This is a genomic window from Salinicola avicenniae, from assembly GCF_023736115.1.
Classification (GTDB): Bacteria; Pseudomonadota; Gammaproteobacteria; order Pseudomonadales; family Halomonadaceae; genus Salinicola; species Salinicola avicenniae.
The window spans coordinates 337,706-353,737 of the sequence record NZ_JAKQZC010000005.1 but is presented as its reverse complement, the minus strand read 5'-3'; the positions used below and the strand labels follow the sequence as shown (position 1 = coordinate 353,737).

Genomic DNA, 16,032 nt, shown 5'->3' with positions numbered 1-16,032 from the left:
CTTCCTTTGAAGCCGGGTCGATGACGCCCGCCTCGAGGCAAAGCGCGGCGCGGTCTTTCGGATACCGCGCGTTATCGAGGTTAGCGTGACTGCACTTCGCTCCAGAGCTGCTGGAAGTGCTGCAGGTTCTGGCCGTCGAGGCTCGGGGTAAAGGCGAGTCGCGCCCGGTCCGAATCGGTCGGCAATACCGGCGGCTCGGTCAGTACGGTATCCAGCATCGGCTGTGCTGCCCGGTTGGGGCTGGCGTAGTAGATGTAGTTCGAGAGCTGAGCGCCTATCTCTGCATCCAGCACAAAGTCGATGAACTGGTGCGCCAGCGTCGGATGTGGCGCTTCGGCTGGAATCATCATGGTATCGACCCACATCTCCGTGCCTTCGTCCGGGATCATGAACGCGATATGTTCGAAGGCTTCCGGGTTTTCCTGCTTCTGCTGCAGGTAGTCGCCGTTGTAGGAGACGCCGGCTCGCACTACGCCGCGCTGAATCTGCTGCAGTACGGGGGTACCGTCGGTGAAGCCGCTGAAGGTCGCACGATGCTTCGTATCCAGCAGTAGTCGGGCGGCCGCTTGCCACGCCTCTGGATCGTCACAGTCGTAGCCGTTGCCGAGATAGGCGCAAGCGGCGCCCATGGTGACCTGGCCATCGCCCATCAGTGCAAAAGGCTGGTCCGGATTGACGTCCGAGTCGAACAGCAGTGACCAGCTTTTCGGGGCGTCGGGAAAGGTGTCGGTGTCGTAGACAATACCGCTCGTTCCCCACTGATAAGGCACCGAATATTGCGCGCCGGGATCGTAGGCCGGGTCGGCGAATTCCGTCATGACATTGTCGAGATTCGACAGTTTCGATTTATCCAGCGGCTGGACGAGACCGCTCTGGATCAGCCGTGGCACGTAGTAGTTGGAAGGCACGATGATGTCATATTGCGACACGCCGCCAGCGTTGAGTTTGGCGGTCATTTCCGGCAACGAGTTGTAGTAACTCTCGACGACTTCGACGTCGTACTGATCCTCGAAAGCCTGGATGACCGCGGGATCCATGTATTCCGTCCAGTTGAAGAGATATAGCTTATTCTCCTCCTGGGCACTGACCGGGCCAGCCAGCAGACCGCCGGCGAGCGCGACGAATAGCGACTTCGTGATGGTTGTTGTGGGCATCGAGGCAACTCTCCTGAAGGTCATGAATCGCGACCGGGGCGATCACGACGATTGAACAGCAGACTGAGGATGGCGGCCAGCATGACCGTCGCGATCATCAGGGTGGCGATGGCGTTGATCTCCGGCGAGACGCCGCGGCGAATCGCGCCCCAGATGTAGATAGGTAACGTGGCATTTTCCGGGCCGGCGGTGAAGAAACTGATCACGAAGTCGTCCACCGATAGGGTGAACGAGAGGAAGAACGCCGCGATCAGAGAGGGTTTCAACGTGGGCAAGAGGAAGTGACGGGCCCGCTGCCAGGGGGAGGCATACAGGTCCTTGGCCGCTTCGAACAGCGTCGGGTCCAGGCCGACGAATCGCGAGTAGACGATCAGCGCGACAAAGGGGAGCTGGAACGTGACATGGGCGATGATCATCGTCAGGAGGCTGGGCCCGAGGACGCCGAAGTGGCGCTCTAGCGTGACGAAGAAGGTCATTTCCGAGATGCCGAAGACAATATCCGGCATCACGATCGGCAGGTAGATCAGCACGATGAGCCAGCCGAGGCGGCGTGCGCGGTGGCGATAGAGGCCATAGCCGATGAGGGTGCCGACGATCAGCGCTATCAGGGAGGAGGCGATGCCCAGGATCAACGAGTTGGAGAGTGCCCCCAGAAGCTGGTCGTTGTGCGCCAAGCGTTGGTACCAGCGCAGCGAGAAGCCGGCGAAGTAGGCGGCACTGTTGGCGGCGTTGAATGAGTAGAAGACGATGACTGCCAGCGGCAAATACAGAAAGGCCACGATCAGCCACCAGAACAGCGCCAGACCACGGCGGAAGCGAGAGGTTCTCATATCACCACCTCCTCGCCGCCGCCCAGGCGCTTGCCCACCTTGCGCATCGCATAGAGTCCGCCCAGCGTGGCCAGCAGCATGATCAATGCGCCGGCGGCGCCCAGCGGCCAGTTGGAACCGCCGGCGAACTGGTTGGCGACCAGGTTGCCAAGCATCATCGCGCGTCCGCCGCCGAGGAGTTCGGGAACCACGTACATGCCGAAGGCCGGGATCGACACCAGCACGGTTCCGGCCAGCAGCCCCGCCAGCGTCTGCGGAAAGACCGCGTGGCGGAAGGCGCTGACGGGAGAGGCATACAGATCGCGAGCGGCCTCGACGAGGCTCAGGTCCAGTTTTTCGAAGGCGGCATACAGCGGCAGCACCATGAACGGGAGAAAATTGTAGATCAGCCCGAGCGTGACCGCGAAGTTAGAGGGGTAAAGGCCCATATTGGGCGGGATCAGGCCGAGAAACTGGGCCGTTTCCGCCATCGGGGTACCCGGCGACAGCAGGTTCATCCAGCCGAAGGCGCGAATGACCTGATTGGTCCAGGATGGCACCACTACGGCCAACAGCATGATCGCGCGCCATTTCTCGCGGCAGGTCGAAATGTAATACGCCAGCGGATAGGCGATCAGGATGACGAGTCCTGTGGCGACGACCGTCTGCCACAGCGAGCGCAGCAGCGTGTAGAGATTGCCCGGGCTCCAGCCCAGGAAGCCGAAGCCCGCGAGCTGGCGAAAAGCGTCCAGTGTCAACGGCATCTGCGGCTGACCGTAGGCGCCGTTGGTCATGAAGGCGACGCCGATCAGGTAGAGACTTGGCAGCACCAGGAATATCACGATCCAGATCGCACCGGGCGCGATACTCCATAAAAGGTGGCGCGTATCCGGTGAGATCGAGCGGCTATGCGCCGCCAGCGGAAAGGGCGATTCTGCCATGTGGGCTCCCTGGGCATCGGTGTCAGGCATCGAGCCTGACGATATCGTCCGCAAAGATGCTGACCTTGACCTGGTCGCCGACCGAGTGCAGACGCTGACCAAGATTGCTGGCGGTCGCCATCAGAGTGACACCGCCGACATCGAGACGATACTCGATGCGGCTGCCACGATAGAGACGCTCGCGGACCGTCGCTGTCAGGGCGTTGGCATTCTCCGTGGCATCGGCGTCCAGTTCGATCACCTCCTGGCGAATCAGCAATACTCCCTTGCGCTCCTCGGGGGCGAGCGAGCGGGGCAGCGTCAGCCAGCCGAGTGCGGTGTGGGCCTGGTTGCCATCGGCGGCGTAGATCTCGAACAGATTGACGTGCCCCATGAAGCGCGCCACGAACGCATTCACCGGCCGCTCATAGACGTCGGCCGGCGGGCCAACCTGCTGGATCACGCCACCATCGAGCACGGCGATGCGATCCGACATGACCATTGCCTCTTCCTGGTCGTGCGTGACGAAGACAAAGGTCATGCCGAGCCGTTTCTGGGTGCGCTGCAGTTCGACCTGAAGCTGTGAGCGCAGTCCCGCATCCAGCGCCGAGAGCGGCTCGTCAAGCAGCAGCACGTCGGGCTCACAGACCAGGGCTCGTGCCAGGGCCACGCGCTGGCGCTGGCCGCCGGAGAGCTGATCGATGCGGCGCTCGAGCAGGGCCCCCAGTTTGATGAACTCGGCGATATCGTCGACGCGTTGGCGTCGCGCCGCGGCGGCCATGCCTTTCATGCGCAGACCAAAGGCGAGGTTGTCGCGTACCGACAAATGCGGAAACAGCGCGTAGGACTGAAATACCGTATTGACGCTGCGCAGGTGAGGCGGCGTGTCGGTCACGGGGTGACCGCCAATCGTCAGGCTGCCTTGGTCAGGCGCTTCAAGCCCCGCCAGGATGCGTAGTAGCGTAGTCTTGCCGCAGCCGGAGGGGCCCAGCAGGGTGAAGAACTCGCCGGCGTGGATATCGAGATCGACGCCCTCGAGCGCGATAGCGTCGTGGCCGAAGCGTTTGTGCAGGTTCGTCAGCGTGATCGCCGACGCATCGCGTGCCTGTCCCCCAATAGCGGTTGTTGATTCCGGGGAGACGATCGCGGAGGAAGACTCGTTCATCAGTCACGGGTTCCTGTTGCCGTTGGAGGCGTTCCGAGGTGTCGAGCCGTGAGAGCGGTCTGCCGATGGTTCGGTCGCGTTCGGCAGCCAGGGGGCGGCTTCGGTCGCTCAGACATTGCGCAAATACCAGCGATACTCCAGCGCACTGATGGCTTGCCGGGAGAGTTCGTATTCGGCCCGTCGATTCGCATGGTAGACGCCGTGAAAGATCGCGCCAAAGCGCTCGGCGAAGGCCGCGCTCTCGTGCCATGCCTCCAGGGCCTGAGGCCAGCTGATCGGCAAGCTGGGCTCGACGACCTGCTCGTAGGCATTGCCGCAGATCGGTGGCGGCGGTGTCAGCCGATGCTGCAGGCCATAGTCGATACCGGTGAGCATGGCTGCCACCAGGAGATAAGGGTTGGCATCGGCACCGGCAACTCGATGCTCGATCCGACGAGCCTGGGCGCTGCCCGATGGAATCCGCAGCGCGACAGAGCGGTTGTCGAACCCCCATGTCGGTGCCATGGGTACGTAGAGGTGGGGTTGAAAGCGCCGATAGGAGTTGAGGTTGGGCGCGAAAATTGCCATCGATGCCGGCATCAGTTCGACCAGCCCGGCAATGGCCTGTTTCAGGACGACGCTGCCGAGCGGATCGTCATCGCCGGAGGCAAAGACATTTCGACCGGCGCTATCCAGCAAGCTGATGTGCACATGCGTGCCGTTGCCGGCTTCCTGACTGTAAGGCTTGGCCATGAAGGTGGCTTCGAACCCGTGGCGGAGCGCGACGCCCTTGATCAGGCGCTTGAGCATGACCGCTTCGTCGCAGGCGCGCAGGACATCAGCGTGGTGCAGCAGGTTGACCTCGAACTGTCCGGGCGCGCACTCCTTCAGCGCGGTGTCTATGGGCAGTCTTTGCCGGCGCGCCGCCGCGGTAATGTCTTCCAGGAAGTCGGCGTATTCGTCCAGCTCGGTCATCGAGTAGAGCTGGCTTTGGCTGGCACGCTCGCCGGTTGCCGGCGAGCGCGGTGGCTGGGGAGCGCCGACACCGTCGCGTTCGCGGTCGATCAGATAGAACTCGAGCTCGACGGCAATCACCGGTGTCAATGCCAGTGCATGGAAACGTTCGACGAGACGCGACAGCAGATGACGCGGATCGCAGGCGAAGGGCGCCCCGTCGGCTTCTTCCATGGTCATCAGCATCTGGGCCTGGTTGTCGCGCCGCGCCCAGGGGGCGGCGACCAGGGTGCCGGCGACAGGGCGGCAGCGACGATCACCATCGCCCGAGGAAAGTCCCAGGCCCGTCTCCTCGATGGTATTGCCGCAGATATCCAGGGCGAAGACGGATGCTGGCAGGCGCATGCCCGAGGTCAACACGTTGAGTACGTTCTCGCGGGGGACACGCTTGCCGCGCAGCACGCCATTGAGGTCGCTGATCAGAAAGTCGACGCTCTGAATTCGAGGGTGTTCCTGCAGAAAAACACGGGCTTCCCGAAGCTCGTCGGTGCCTTCGTCGGGGTCGCTCATGGCGGGGATCGTTATTGTCGTAGGATGCTTCGGTTATTCCAAAACGCGGGAGGGTTGTCAAACGATTTGCGTGTAACAAGCGGCTGGTGGACGGGTGTTGAACGACAGCAGCGCCGTCGATTGACGGCGCTGCGTGCTGGGGCTGTGGCGGGCTCGGGAGGAAGCCTGCCGTCTTTGAAGTCTACAGTTCGAAATCGGCCAGCTTGCGCGCTACCGGTGTCTTCTTCAGTTTGGCGACGCGCGGCAGGCCGTTGTCGAACGGCGGGAAATCCTCGCCGAGAATCAGCGGCGCAAGATAACGCCGCCCGGCCTCGCTCACGTGCAGGCCGTCTTCGCTGATGTAGTCGCGCGGCATGAACTTCTCGTGATTGGCAATCTGCGAGAGGGGGGCAGCCTCGATGCACCACTCGTAAGGGGATTCCGAGACGCGCTTGATAGCCGGCATCATGGCGTTCTGTCCGTCGAGCGCCAGTTCGACAGCGGACTCACCGACGGCGTAGGCCTGCTCGACGTCAGTCCTGGCGGCGATGTGGCGTGCCGCCCGCTGCAGATAGTCCGCGACGGCCCAGTGATACTTGTGGCCTAGGTCTTCCTTGACCATCGAGGCCAGGGCCGGGGCGACGCCGCCCAGCTGCTTGTGGCCGAAGGCGTCGGTGCTACCGGCATCGGCGAGGAAGGTGCCGTCGGCATGCTGGGCGCCTTCCGAAACCACGATCACGCAGAAGCCATGGCGCTTGACGGCATCGTCGATACGCGCCATCACCTTGTCACGCTCGAAGGCAATCTCCGGAAAGATGATGACATGCGGGGCCTCTTTCTGAGAATCGCCCGCCAGTGCGCCGGCGGCAGCGATCCAGCCCGCGTGTCGTCCCATGACCTCGAGGATGAAGACCTTGGTCGACGTAGAGCACATCGATTCGATATCGAGAGCGGCTTCTCGCGTGGAGGTGGCGACATACTTGGCAACGCTGCCGAAGCCCGGAGAGTTGTCGGTGATCGGCAAATCATTGTCGACTGTCTTCGGCACATGGATCGCGGTCAGCGGATAACCGAGCGTCTCGGACAGCTGGGAGACCTTCAGGCAGGTGTCGGCGCTGTCGCCGCCGCCGTTGTAGAAGAAGTAGCGTATGTCGTGGGCCTTGAAGACTTCGATCAGCCGTTCGTACTCCGCGCGATGACTTTCGATCGATTTCAGCTTGTAGCGGCAGGAGCCGAAGGCGCCGCCCGGCGTATGGCGCAGCGCCGCGATTGCGTCGTCGCTTTCGTCATTGGTGTCGATCAGGTCTTCCAGCAGCGCGCCGATAATCCCGTTGCGTCCCGCGTAGAGATGACCGATGCGGTCCGGGTGGCGGCGGCAGGCTTCGATCACGCCGCAGGCGCTGGCGTTGATGACGGCGGTGACGCCACCGGACTGGGCGTAGAAGGCGTTGTGCTTGGCCATGTCGGCTCTGATCTCCTGAGGGGCAGTAGTCGCCGGTATCGGTGCCTGGATCCGCCGTCGTGCCGGACCGAGTCCGCCAGGCCGCTTCCCTGGGCCGCAGACTCGAGGCGACCTGCCCGGCAGGGCCTGCGAGAGCGCTGCCAGGGGTCGATGGCCCGATCCCGGTGTTCGAAAGTGGTGCAAGTCACGGGTGCGGGGCCAGCATAGCCGAAAGGCTGATGGCTGTTAATACGAGACGCCGGTGCGGATACCGGTCATTTTTCTGCGACAAAGCGTTGAGATAAGGCGGCGAGCGTCGATGGTCGTGGTGGCAAGGACATCGCGCGCGCCGCTTGTGGCAGGCGTGGAAGGGGCCTGCGGTGGTCCGGTTTTCGGCGCCATGCTAGTCTCGCCGGTTCAGCGTAGGGAGAGTGGCATGCACGTTCACGTCGTAGGTATCTGTGGGACTTTCATGGGCAGTCTGGCGCGACTGGCCAAGCTGCTCGGGCATCACGTGACCGGCTCCGACGCCAACGTCTACCCCCCGATGAGTACCCAGCTCGAGGAGATGGGCATCACTCTTATGGAGGGGTATCGCGCGGCCAACCTCGAGCCGCATCCCGACCTGGTCGTTGTTGGCAACGCGCTGTCACGTGGCAACCCTGAGATCGAGGCGCTGTTGAATGCGCGCCTGCCTTACGTGTCCGGCCCCCAGTGGCTTGCGGAGCACGTGTTGCCGGGGCGGCCGGTGTTGGCGGTCGCCGGTACACACGGTAAAACCACCACTGCCAGTATGCTGGCATGGCTGCTCGAGGCGAATGGCCAGGAGCCGGGCTTCCTGATCGGCGGCGTACTGGGTAACTTCGGCGTCTCTTCGCGCCTTGGGGCGGCCGGTGCGCCCTTTGTCGTCGAGGCGGACGAGTACGACACCGCTTTCTTCGACAAGCGTTCCAAGTTTGTGCATTACCGTCCGGACGTGGCGATTCTCAATAACTTGGAATTCGATCATGCGGATATCTTCGAGGATCTCGCGGCTATCGAGCGTCAGTTTCATCATCTGGTGCGCACGGTGCCGGGCAAGGGGGCGCTTGTGGTGGCCGGCGGGGAACCCGCGCTAGAGCGGGTGCTAGCCCAAGGCTGCTGGACGCCGATCGAACGCTTCGGCGAAGGGGACGGCAATGACTGGCAGATCGACTGGCAGCCGGGCCGCGGTGGCTTTGGCGTGCGCCGCGGGCTGACCGAGCAGCGTGTCGAATGGACGATGAGCGGCCGTCACAACGCCGCCAACGCGGTCGCGGCCTTGGCAGCGGCAAGCCAGTTGGGCATCGATCCGGCGGCGGGTTGTCGTGCGCTGGGTGATTTCGTGGCGCCGCGACGGCGTCAGGAGGTTCGCGGTGAAGTCGAGGGTATTCAGGTCATCGACGACTTTGCCCATCATCCGACGGCTATTGCCCTGACGCTGGAGGGCCTGGGCGACGCGGCTCCCGGGCGGCTGCTTGCGGTGATCGAGCCGCGTTCCAATACCATGCGCCAAGGTAAGATGAAGGCGCGGCTGGCCGATTGCGTTCAGTCCGCCGACCGCGTCTGGTGGTACCAGCCGCCCGGCTTGGACTGGTCATTGGCGAGCGTGGTCGCCGCCCACGCGACCAGTCAGGTCGAGACTGATCTGGACGCGCTGGTCAGCGACGTCGTCGCGGCGGCGAGACCTGGAGACCGAATCGTGGTGATGTCCAACGGCGGCTTCGGCGGCATTCATGCCAAGCTTCTCGCGGCACTGGAGGCACGACATGTCACGACGCCCTGAGGTAGCGATTGAGCGCGACCGTTCGGCCCCCGCCGCAACGTCGGACACGACGCATTACGCGCCACCGGTCGCGGTGGCGCTGACCGGTGCTTCCGGCGTGCAGTACGGGCTGCGCTTGATCGAGTGCCTGGTCGCTGCCGGTCACGAAATCTACGTGATGGTGTCGAAGGCGGCGCATCGGGTCATCGCCGTCGAGACCGACATTGACTTGCCTGCCCAGCCGGATCGACTGGCGGCGGTTCTGGCGGCGCGTACCGGTGCCGGAGACTCGCAGATTCGTTGCTTCGGCAGAGAGGACTGGATGGCGCCAGTGGCATCGGGTTCGGGTCGCTGGCGAGCGCTGGTCATCTGCCCGTGTTCGACCGGTACGCTCTCCGCCGTGGCGACCGGGGCCAGCAACAACTTGATCGAGCGCGCCGCGGATGTGGCGCTGAAGGAGCGCCGGCAGCTGATTCTGGTGCCTCGGGAAACGCCTCTATCGGCGGTCCACCTCGACAACATGCTCAAACTGACGAACATGGGCGCGGTCATGCTGCCCGCGGCGCCCGGCTTCTACCATCGGCCGCAGAGCGTCGACGATATGATCGACTTCATCGTCGCACGCCTGCTCAATCAGCTGGGAATCGACCAGTCGTTGATGCCTGCCTGGGGTGAGCGCGCCGAATAGCGCCGTCGATACCCGGCCGCGGTACCCACAGATTCAGGGTGAGTGGGGTTTCCGGTGGTTGTCCAGTGCGGGTTGGCGTTAGACCGGCGCAAACCAGATCACGCGTGCCACGATCAGCAGCAGTGACGTCGCCGCCAGTGCGAGCCAGGGTGGCATGTCGCGATCCGGGCGCTGAAAGCGCTGGTAACTGATCCTGGCCAGGGCGCAGACGACCAGACCCAGCAGGGCGCCGCCGATCAGGTCGCTGGCCCAGTGCACGCCGATCACCAGCCGTGACAGCGCCATGGGGGCGCACAGGAGGATACCGCTCCAGTAGGCGTAGGCACGATAACGCTGCGGTAGTGCCTGGGCGGCGAACGCCGCGGTCAGCCCCACGACCACCACGATGGTCGAGGTGTGCGCGCTGGGGTAGGACATCGAGCCGGTCAAATAGTCCGGTGTATCCGGCCTGGTACGCCCCGCCAGTGCCTTGAAGACGGTGTTCGCGACCGCGATTGTGACCAGGGCGCCGCCAATGTGCAGGAGCGCCGCAAAGCGCCGTGCCCATAGCAGCCATAGTAGCCAGGGTGCCATCAGCACGCCGATGCCGAAGGCATCACCGACCTCCGCCAGCGTCTCGCTGGTGCCGACCAGCCAGCGCTGTTGCAGCATGGCCGCTAGCGAGTGGATCTGTTGATCCATCGGCAGCGGCCCGTGATGCAGCAGCACCCAGGTAGTCCAGGCAATCAGCGCGATCAGACTGGTGAACAGCAGCGACAGCGAAGCCAGGGGAAACTCTCTGTCCGGCGCGGGAGAACTCAGGCCGCGCCACAGACCCGCCAGCCAGCCGCCGCCATCCAGTCGACTATCTAGCCAACGGTGTAGCCGCCCGTCACCGCTCAGTTGGTAGCGGAACCAGGAGAAGATTACGCCCAGTAGCAGAAGAGACAATGACAGCGCCACCAGCCAGCGCTCGGTGCCAGCTGGCAGCTGGGCGATCTCGGTCCATGAGCGACCGAGCCAATACCCCGGGAGCAGGTAGACCGGTGCCCAAGCGAGGGCCGAGACAGCATTGATCAACGTGAAGCGGCGCGTCGGCATGGACAGCATGCCGGCCACCATGGGCACGAAAGGGCGGACCGGGCCGACGAATCGGCCGATCACCACGGAAAGGAGCCCGTAGCGCTGGAAGAAGGCGGTCCCTCGCTCCAGCCATTCAGGATGACGCCGGAGTGGCCAGCAACGGGGAAGGCGAGTGCGCTGCGTTCGCCCGAGCCAGAAGCTCAGGTTGTCGCCTACGAAAGCGCCGGATGCGCCTGCCAGCAGCATGATCCAGATTGCCAGGTTGGCGTGGCCGGCGACCGAGGCAGCGGCGCCCAGCATCGCGACGCCGGGAACCACGATGCCGATGATGGCCAGCGACTCGATCAGTGCCAGGCCGAAAATGATTAGCGCCATCCAGCCGGGCGACGCGCCAAGAGAATAGAGCCAGTCCGTGACGTTCAAGCTTGCGGTTCCAATAGTTTGTCGGCGGCCCGATCGAGGCGTTCGAGAAAGTGATCCGCCTCTTCGCCATCGACCAGCGTGCAGACGCGGGTGCAGCTTTCGAGTGGGCCGATCTCGGGTTGAGAGATGGCCACGATCGCGTTCGAAAGCCGTTTGGCGGCGGCCAGAGCGCCGGCCTCGCGAGAGTTTGGCAGCGCGAGCCAGAAAACGTTCTCGCGACACTCGCCAAGTAGGTCATTGTGTCGACTGTTGTGGGTGACGACTTCGCTGAATGTTTCCGATAGGGTTTCGCGAAGCTGGGTACCGAATTGATCGTCGGCCTGGTCCAGTTGCGGGATATAAAGCACGAGTACGCTTAGTGGCCGGTCCATTGCCGTGGCGCGCGCGACCTCTACGCGCAGGCGTTCGCGGATGCACGTGGAGGAGAGGCGGCGTTCACGCAGCCAGGGCATCAGGCTGAATCGTCCGGGGCGCGGGGCGGAGATGAAGAGTTGAACCAGTGCCGTGGCCATGATGGTCAGCCACCAGCCCATCGCGAGATTCTGGGCGGTCACGTGAATGTCGCCCAGCAGCGCGAGCCAGGCAGGCACCAGGCACAGGTTGAGGAGCAGGGCGAGAGGTAGCGAAAGCACCAGCAGACTGACGATGGCGGGGAGTCCGGCCCAGAGCATGCCCTGGGCGGTGCTTGGCGCCTCTAGCGCGAACAATGCCAGCGCGCCGATCAGAAGAAAATAATCGGCCAGTGCCGGTCGCAGGCGCCCCAACCATTGCAGGGGCATGGAGATCAGCAGTGCGGAGGCAAGCAGGGCCGGCGGCAGGATCAGGTCGTAATGGCGCATCAGGTAATGCCACAGGGCGAGCGCCGAAAACAGCGCCAGGCCCAGCACCTGAGCGGTGAGCTTATAGCGGCTTACGACCACGTGGCGGCCTCCTGCTGGGGAGACTGAGGTCGCGAACGATAACTCCGGAATCGGCCGCCTACGTCGCGCAGCGGGGTCGACGAGATCACACGGTGCGGCGAGATGGCGTGTTCAAGCTGTTGGCGGCGCTCATACGCGGCCTCGGCGTTTGTCGCCACGAGCAATACGGCAATGTCCTGGCCGTCAAGATGATAGGCGCGCTCATAGAGCGCCAGATTGTCGTGCAGCACCTGGCAGAACTCGTTCATCTGTCCTGTGGTGGGGTGGGCGCAGCCGAATATGGTGACCTCGCCGTGGAGGGCTTCGCGCTCGCTGCGACGCAATTCATCCTGCACGTCGGCGTCGAGACGGCTAGCCGGCATGAGCCAGTGGGTTTCCGGTGCCGAAATCGGTGAGGCAGATCGGCGATACTCCAAGCATAGCAGCCAGATCACGGATAGCGAGATGCCGGCGACCAGGGCTGAAGGTGGCGATAGTGTGATCGCGGCATAGCCGAGCGTACCCACGTAGACCATGATATTGACGATCGTGCCACAGCGCCCCGGGATGCTCTGAAGGCAGAGCGGGATAATCCAGAGCCAGGGCAGCGCAGAACCTCGCCCGCTCGCGAGCATGGCGATAGCGACCGCCAGCGCGATCAGCGGCAGGTAGCGGCGGAGGTAGGCGGGGCGCACGGCGAGAACCAGCAGAAGCGCTCCCGCCATCCAGGCGACGATCCGCAGGACGTCTCCGCCGAACCAGCCGGTGGCGAATGCCAGTAACGCGGCCGGAATCAGCAGCATCCGTGTGCCGAGGCTTTTGTACTTGCTTTGCATGGTGTCTTATATTGGGCCGATTACGATTCTGCGCACGTCGATTGGCGTTCACTATCGCATGCCGTGTTACCGGGCGCATAGCGCGAATTACGATCGAAGACAATGTGTTAAGCGCATTTTGGTCCGCTTGGCGATGAGGTAGAAAGCATCGCGGCCGATGGCACGGGTCAAGGGGCTCGCCAGGGCACATCGGCCAGTCTCTTCAGTGAGAGTGAGCCGGTGGGCCTAACGGTAGGTGAAAAGGCCTTTGACAGTTGACCATCGCGATCGGGGCGACCTCTGGACACCGGTGACGCTCACGATCGAAGCACGCATAGCGATTGAAGTGACTCATAGTGATCGAAGTGACTCATAATAGTGGCAATGCTGCCGACGGGTGGCAATGCCGGGTTTGAAGACCGACACGGGACAGTACGCCATGCAGGACAAAGCGACCGAGAAGGTCGACGATATTCCCGGCTATATGCAGCGACTGGGAGAACAGGCGCGTCAGGCGAGCGCCACGCTGCGAGGGATCGATAGCGGCCGCAAGAATGCCGCGCTGGCGGCGATTGTCGCGCGTCTGGATGCCGCGAGAGAGAGTCTCGAGTCGGCTAACCAGCAGGATCTGGCGCGCGGGCGCGACGCGGGGCTGAGTGACGCGCTGCTCGATCGCCTGGCGCTGACGCCTGCCCGTATCGAAGCGATGATCGCCGGCGTTCGCCAGGTCGCGGCACTAGCGGACCCGGTGGGACAGATCGATGGGCTGAGCTATCGCCCCAGCGGCATCCAGGTCGGTCAGATGCGGGTGCCGCTGGGCGTCGTCGGCATCATCTACGAGTCGCGGCCCAACGTGACGGTCGAAGCCGCCACCCTCTGCCTCAAGTCAGGTAACGCCTGCATTCTGCGCGGGGGCTCCGAAGCCTCTTCGAGCAACGCGGCGATTGCCGCCTGCATTCGCGCCGGTCTTGAAGATGCGGGGCTACCGCCGACGGCCGTGCAGGTCGTGGCGACGACCGATCGCGCCGCTGTCGGCGAGCTGATCACCATGCCAACCTTTGTCGACGTTATCGTGCCGCGCGGTGGCAAGTCATTGATCGCGCGGATCGCCAAGGAAGCCACGGTACCAGTCATCAAGCATCTCGATGGCGTTTGCCATGTCTATATCGATGCCCATGCGGATCTCGATAAGGCCGTCGCGATTGCCGACAACGCCAAGACGCAGCGCTACTCGCCGTGCAATACCATGGAGACACTGCTGGTGCATGGCGCGGTGGCCGGCGAGGCGCTGCCGCGAATCGCCGCCATCTATCGGGACAAGGGCGTGGAGATGCGTGGCTGTCCGCAGACGTGCGCGTTGCTGCCGGACGCGCTGGCCGCGCAGGCATCGGATTGGGACGAGGAGTATCTGGCGCCGATCGTGGCGATCCGTGTAGTCGATGATTTCGATCAGGCGGTCGCGCATATCAATCGCCACGGTTCTCAGCACACCGACGCCATCGTCACCGAAAACTTCACGCTGGCGCGGCGGTTTCTCGCCGAGGTGGATTCGAGTTCGGTCATGGTCAACGCTTCGACGCGGTTCGCCGACGGTTTCGAGTACGGGCTGGGCGCGGAAATCGGCATCTCCACCAACAAACTGCATGCGCGCGGTCCGGTTGGCCTCGAAGGGCTGACCACGCGCAAGTATGTGGTTTTCGGCGATGGCCATGTCCGTCAGTAGCTCAACAGCGGGCGTGCCGGCCAGAGTTGCGATGCTCGGGGGTACCTTCGATCCGGTGCATCTCGGGCATCTGCGTAGCGCCATCGAGCTTCGCGAAGTGCTGGCGTTAGATGTCGTGCACATGATTCCCGTACACGTGCCGCCGCATCGAGAGGCGCCGGGTATCTCCGCCGAGCATCGTCTGGCGATGCTCGCCGCCGGCATTGGCGATACGCCGGGCCTGGTGGCGGACGATCGCGAGATTCGGCGCACCGGTCACTCTTATTCGGTAGACACACTGGCCTCGCTGCGCGACGAGCTCGGCGATACCGCGAGGCTGGTCATGGCGGTCGGTCACGACGCTTTTCTCGGGCTGCCGAACTGGCACCAGCACGAGCGGCTTTTCTCGCTGGCGCATATCGTGGTGCTTGATCGGCCTGACCATGAGTCGCCGCTGGAGCCGGCCTTGGCAGCGCTGATCTCGGGGCGGGAGGCGGCCAGCGTCGATGAGCTGATGCAGGCACCCTACGGTGGTCTTTTGCGTCTGCGGCTGCCGAGCCGCATGGCGATTGCCGCCACGGAGGTGCGTCGTCGGCTGCAAGCCGGTCAGAGTGTGCGCTACCTGCTGCCGCCCAGCGTGGAAGACTACATTGCCAGCCATGGCCTGTATCGGGCCCGCGGGTCTGGCGTTCATGGGTGATCGGAGTAGAATGCGCGATTCCCGAATTCCAGGGATTGCGATTCCCCTATGAGGAGCTATGCAGAAAGATACTCTGAAATCGCTGGTCATCGAGGCGCTTGAGGAACTCAAGGCGCGTGATGTCGTCGAACTCGACGTCGCGAAACTGACCAGCGTGACCGACATGATGGTCGTGGCTAACGGCACATCCTCGCGCCACGTCGCCGCCTTGGCGGATAACGTCGTTTCGAAGGTCAAGGACGCCGGCTTGCGACCGCTGGGCATCGAAGGACAGGATAGCGGCGAGTGGGTGCTGGTCGATCTCGGCGATGTCGTGGTGCATGTGATGATGCCCGAGACGCGCCGTCTCTATGATCTCGAGCGGCTGTGGTCCGATCTGCCGGCCGACACCCAGCAGGCCAGCCGTCACAGCGGACAGCAAGAGTTGCGGGGATGAAGGTACGGCTGCTCGCCGTCGGTTCCCGTATGCCAGCCTGGGTCGATGCCGGGGTGGAGGAGTACCGCAAACGCCTGCCGCGAGAGATGCCGTTCGACATCGTCGAGATTGCGGCCGGGGCGCGGGGCAAGAACGCCGATGTGGCCCGGGCGATTCAGGTCGAAGGCGACAGAATGCTCGAGAAGCTCCGCGATCAGGAACAAGTCGTGGCGCTCGAGGTCGAAGGCGCTGCCTGGACGACCGAGCGCCTTGCCGACAACCTGGGTCGGTGGCGCCTCGAGGGGCAGGATGTGGCGCTGGTCGTTGGCGGCCCCGATGGCCTCGACCCGCGCGTCGTGGCGCGCGCCCGACAGTCCTGGTCGCTGTCGGCGCTGACGCTGCCGCATCCGTTGGTGAGGGTCGTGCTGGCTGAACAGTTCTATCGCGCCTGGACCTTGCTCGCAGGTCACCCTTACCACCGTTGATCCAGAGAGTCCGTCGCTTGCAGTCATTCGACCTCCCTGAACGCTATCTCCCGCTTTCGCGGAACGTCCTTCCGTTAGTTAGTGCGCCG

At 63.7% G+C, this 16,032-nt stretch carries 15 protein-coding genes; 6 read left to right on the top strand and 9 right to left on the bottom strand.

Features of this window, described 5'->3' with window-relative positions; all coding sequences use genetic code 11:
• Positions 1-80: 80 nt before the first annotated feature.
• The 6 genes from MC381_RS13755 to MC381_RS13730 form a co-directional block, all read right to left on the bottom strand.
• Positions 81-1,154, bottom strand: a complete 1,074-nt coding sequence (locus MC381_RS13755; RefSeq protein ID WP_251978316.1) for an ABC transporter substrate-binding protein — start codon at positions 1,152-1,154, stop codon at positions 81-83.
• 20 nt (positions 1,155-1,174) lie between these two features.
• Positions 1,175-1,984, bottom strand: coding sequence for an ABC transporter permease (locus MC381_RS13750; protein ID WP_251978315.1), 810 nt, complete (start codon positions 1,982-1,984; stop codon positions 1,175-1,177).
• A complete protein-coding gene (locus tag MC381_RS13745) occupies positions 1,981-2,904 on the bottom strand; it encodes an ABC transporter permease (RefSeq protein ID WP_251978314.1) in 924 nt (307 codons plus the stop codon). The genes MC381_RS13750 and MC381_RS13745 overlap by 4 nt, the downstream gene beginning before the upstream one ends.
• 22 nt (positions 2,905-2,926) lie before the next feature.
• Positions 2,927-4,048, bottom strand: coding sequence for an ABC transporter ATP-binding protein (locus MC381_RS13740; RefSeq protein ID WP_251978313.1), 1,122 nt, complete (start codon positions 4,046-4,048; stop codon positions 2,927-2,929).
• Positions 4,049-4,156: 108 nt separating this feature from the next.
• Positions 4,157-5,551 carry a glutamine synthetase family protein gene (locus MC381_RS13735; RefSeq protein ID WP_251978312.1) on the bottom strand — a complete coding sequence of 465 codons (1,395 nt, stop codon included), beginning with the start codon at positions 5,549-5,551 and terminating at the stop codon, positions 4,157-4,159.
• A 181-nt stretch (positions 5,552-5,732) separates the two neighbouring features.
• The gene (locus MC381_RS13730) at positions 5,733-6,992 is read right to left on the bottom strand and encodes a 6-phosphofructokinase (protein ID WP_251978311.1); all 1,260 of its coding nucleotides are present in this window, start codon (positions 6,990-6,992) and stop codon (positions 5,733-5,735) included.
• 415 nt (positions 6,993-7,407) lie between these two features.
• On the opposite strand from MC381_RS13730, the gene mpl reads away from it, so the two are divergent.
• On the top strand, positions 7,408-8,775 hold the full coding sequence (gene mpl, locus MC381_RS13725; protein ID WP_251978310.1) for a UDP-N-acetylmuramate:L-alanyl-gamma-D-glutamyl-meso-diaminopimelate ligase: 1,368 nt from the start codon (positions 7,408-7,410) through the stop codon (positions 8,773-8,775).
• A complete protein-coding gene (locus tag MC381_RS13720) occupies positions 8,759-9,442 on the top strand; it encodes a flavin prenyltransferase UbiX (RefSeq protein ID WP_251978309.1) in 684 nt (227 codons plus the stop codon). Before mpl ends, MC381_RS13720 begins: the two co-directional genes overlap by 17 nt.
• A gap of 78 nt (positions 9,443-9,520) precedes the next feature.
• Here MC381_RS13720 and MC381_RS13715 read toward each other — a convergent pair whose 3' ends face one another.
• The 3 genes from MC381_RS13715 to MC381_RS13705 are packed head-to-tail and all read right to left on the bottom strand — an operon-like array spanning position 9,521 to position 12,662.
• Positions 9,521-10,927: a bifunctional DedA family/phosphatase PAP2 family protein gene (locus MC381_RS13715; RefSeq protein WP_251978308.1), complete on the bottom strand. Its 1,407-nt coding sequence runs from the start codon at positions 10,925-10,927 to the stop codon at positions 9,521-9,523.
• Positions 10,924-11,847: a diguanylate cyclase domain-containing protein gene (locus MC381_RS18365; protein ID WP_251978307.1), complete on the bottom strand. Its 924-nt coding sequence runs from the start codon at positions 11,845-11,847 to the stop codon at positions 10,924-10,926. Before MC381_RS18365 ends, MC381_RS13715 begins: the two co-directional genes overlap by 4 nt.
• Positions 11,838-12,662 (bottom strand): hypothetical protein, encoded by an 825-nt coding sequence (locus MC381_RS13705; RefSeq protein ID WP_251978306.1) that lies wholly within the window; start codon positions 12,660-12,662, stop codon positions 11,838-11,840. The genes MC381_RS18365 and MC381_RS13705 overlap by 10 nt, the downstream gene beginning before the upstream one ends.
• Positions 12,663-13,080: 418 nt before the next feature.
• Between MC381_RS13705 and MC381_RS13700 the strand changes: the two genes are divergently transcribed.
• The 4 genes from MC381_RS13700 to rlmH are packed head-to-tail and all read left to right on the top strand — an operon-like array spanning position 13,081 to position 15,943.
• Positions 13,081-14,364 (top strand): glutamate-5-semialdehyde dehydrogenase, encoded by a 1,284-nt coding sequence (locus MC381_RS13700; protein ID WP_251978305.1) that lies wholly within the window; start codon positions 13,081-13,083, stop codon positions 14,362-14,364.
• A gap of 31 nt (positions 14,365-14,395) precedes the next feature.
• Positions 14,396-15,043 carry a nicotinate-nucleotide adenylyltransferase gene (gene nadD / locus MC381_RS13695; RefSeq protein WP_251978304.1) on the top strand — a complete coding sequence of 216 codons (648 nt, stop codon included), beginning with the start codon at positions 14,396-14,398 and terminating at the stop codon, positions 15,041-15,043.
• 58 nt (positions 15,044-15,101) lie between these two features.
• The gene (gene rsfS / locus MC381_RS13690) at positions 15,102-15,479 is read left to right on the top strand and encodes a ribosome silencing factor (RefSeq protein ID WP_251978303.1); all 378 of its coding nucleotides are present in this window, start codon (positions 15,102-15,104) and stop codon (positions 15,477-15,479) included.
• Positions 15,476-15,943, top strand: a complete 468-nt coding sequence (gene rlmH, locus MC381_RS13685) for a 23S rRNA (pseudouridine(1915)-N(3))-methyltransferase RlmH (RefSeq protein ID WP_251978302.1) — start codon at positions 15,476-15,478, stop codon at positions 15,941-15,943. Before rsfS ends, rlmH begins: the two co-directional genes overlap by 4 nt.
• The last annotated feature ends 89 nt before the right edge of the window (positions 15,944-16,032 follow it).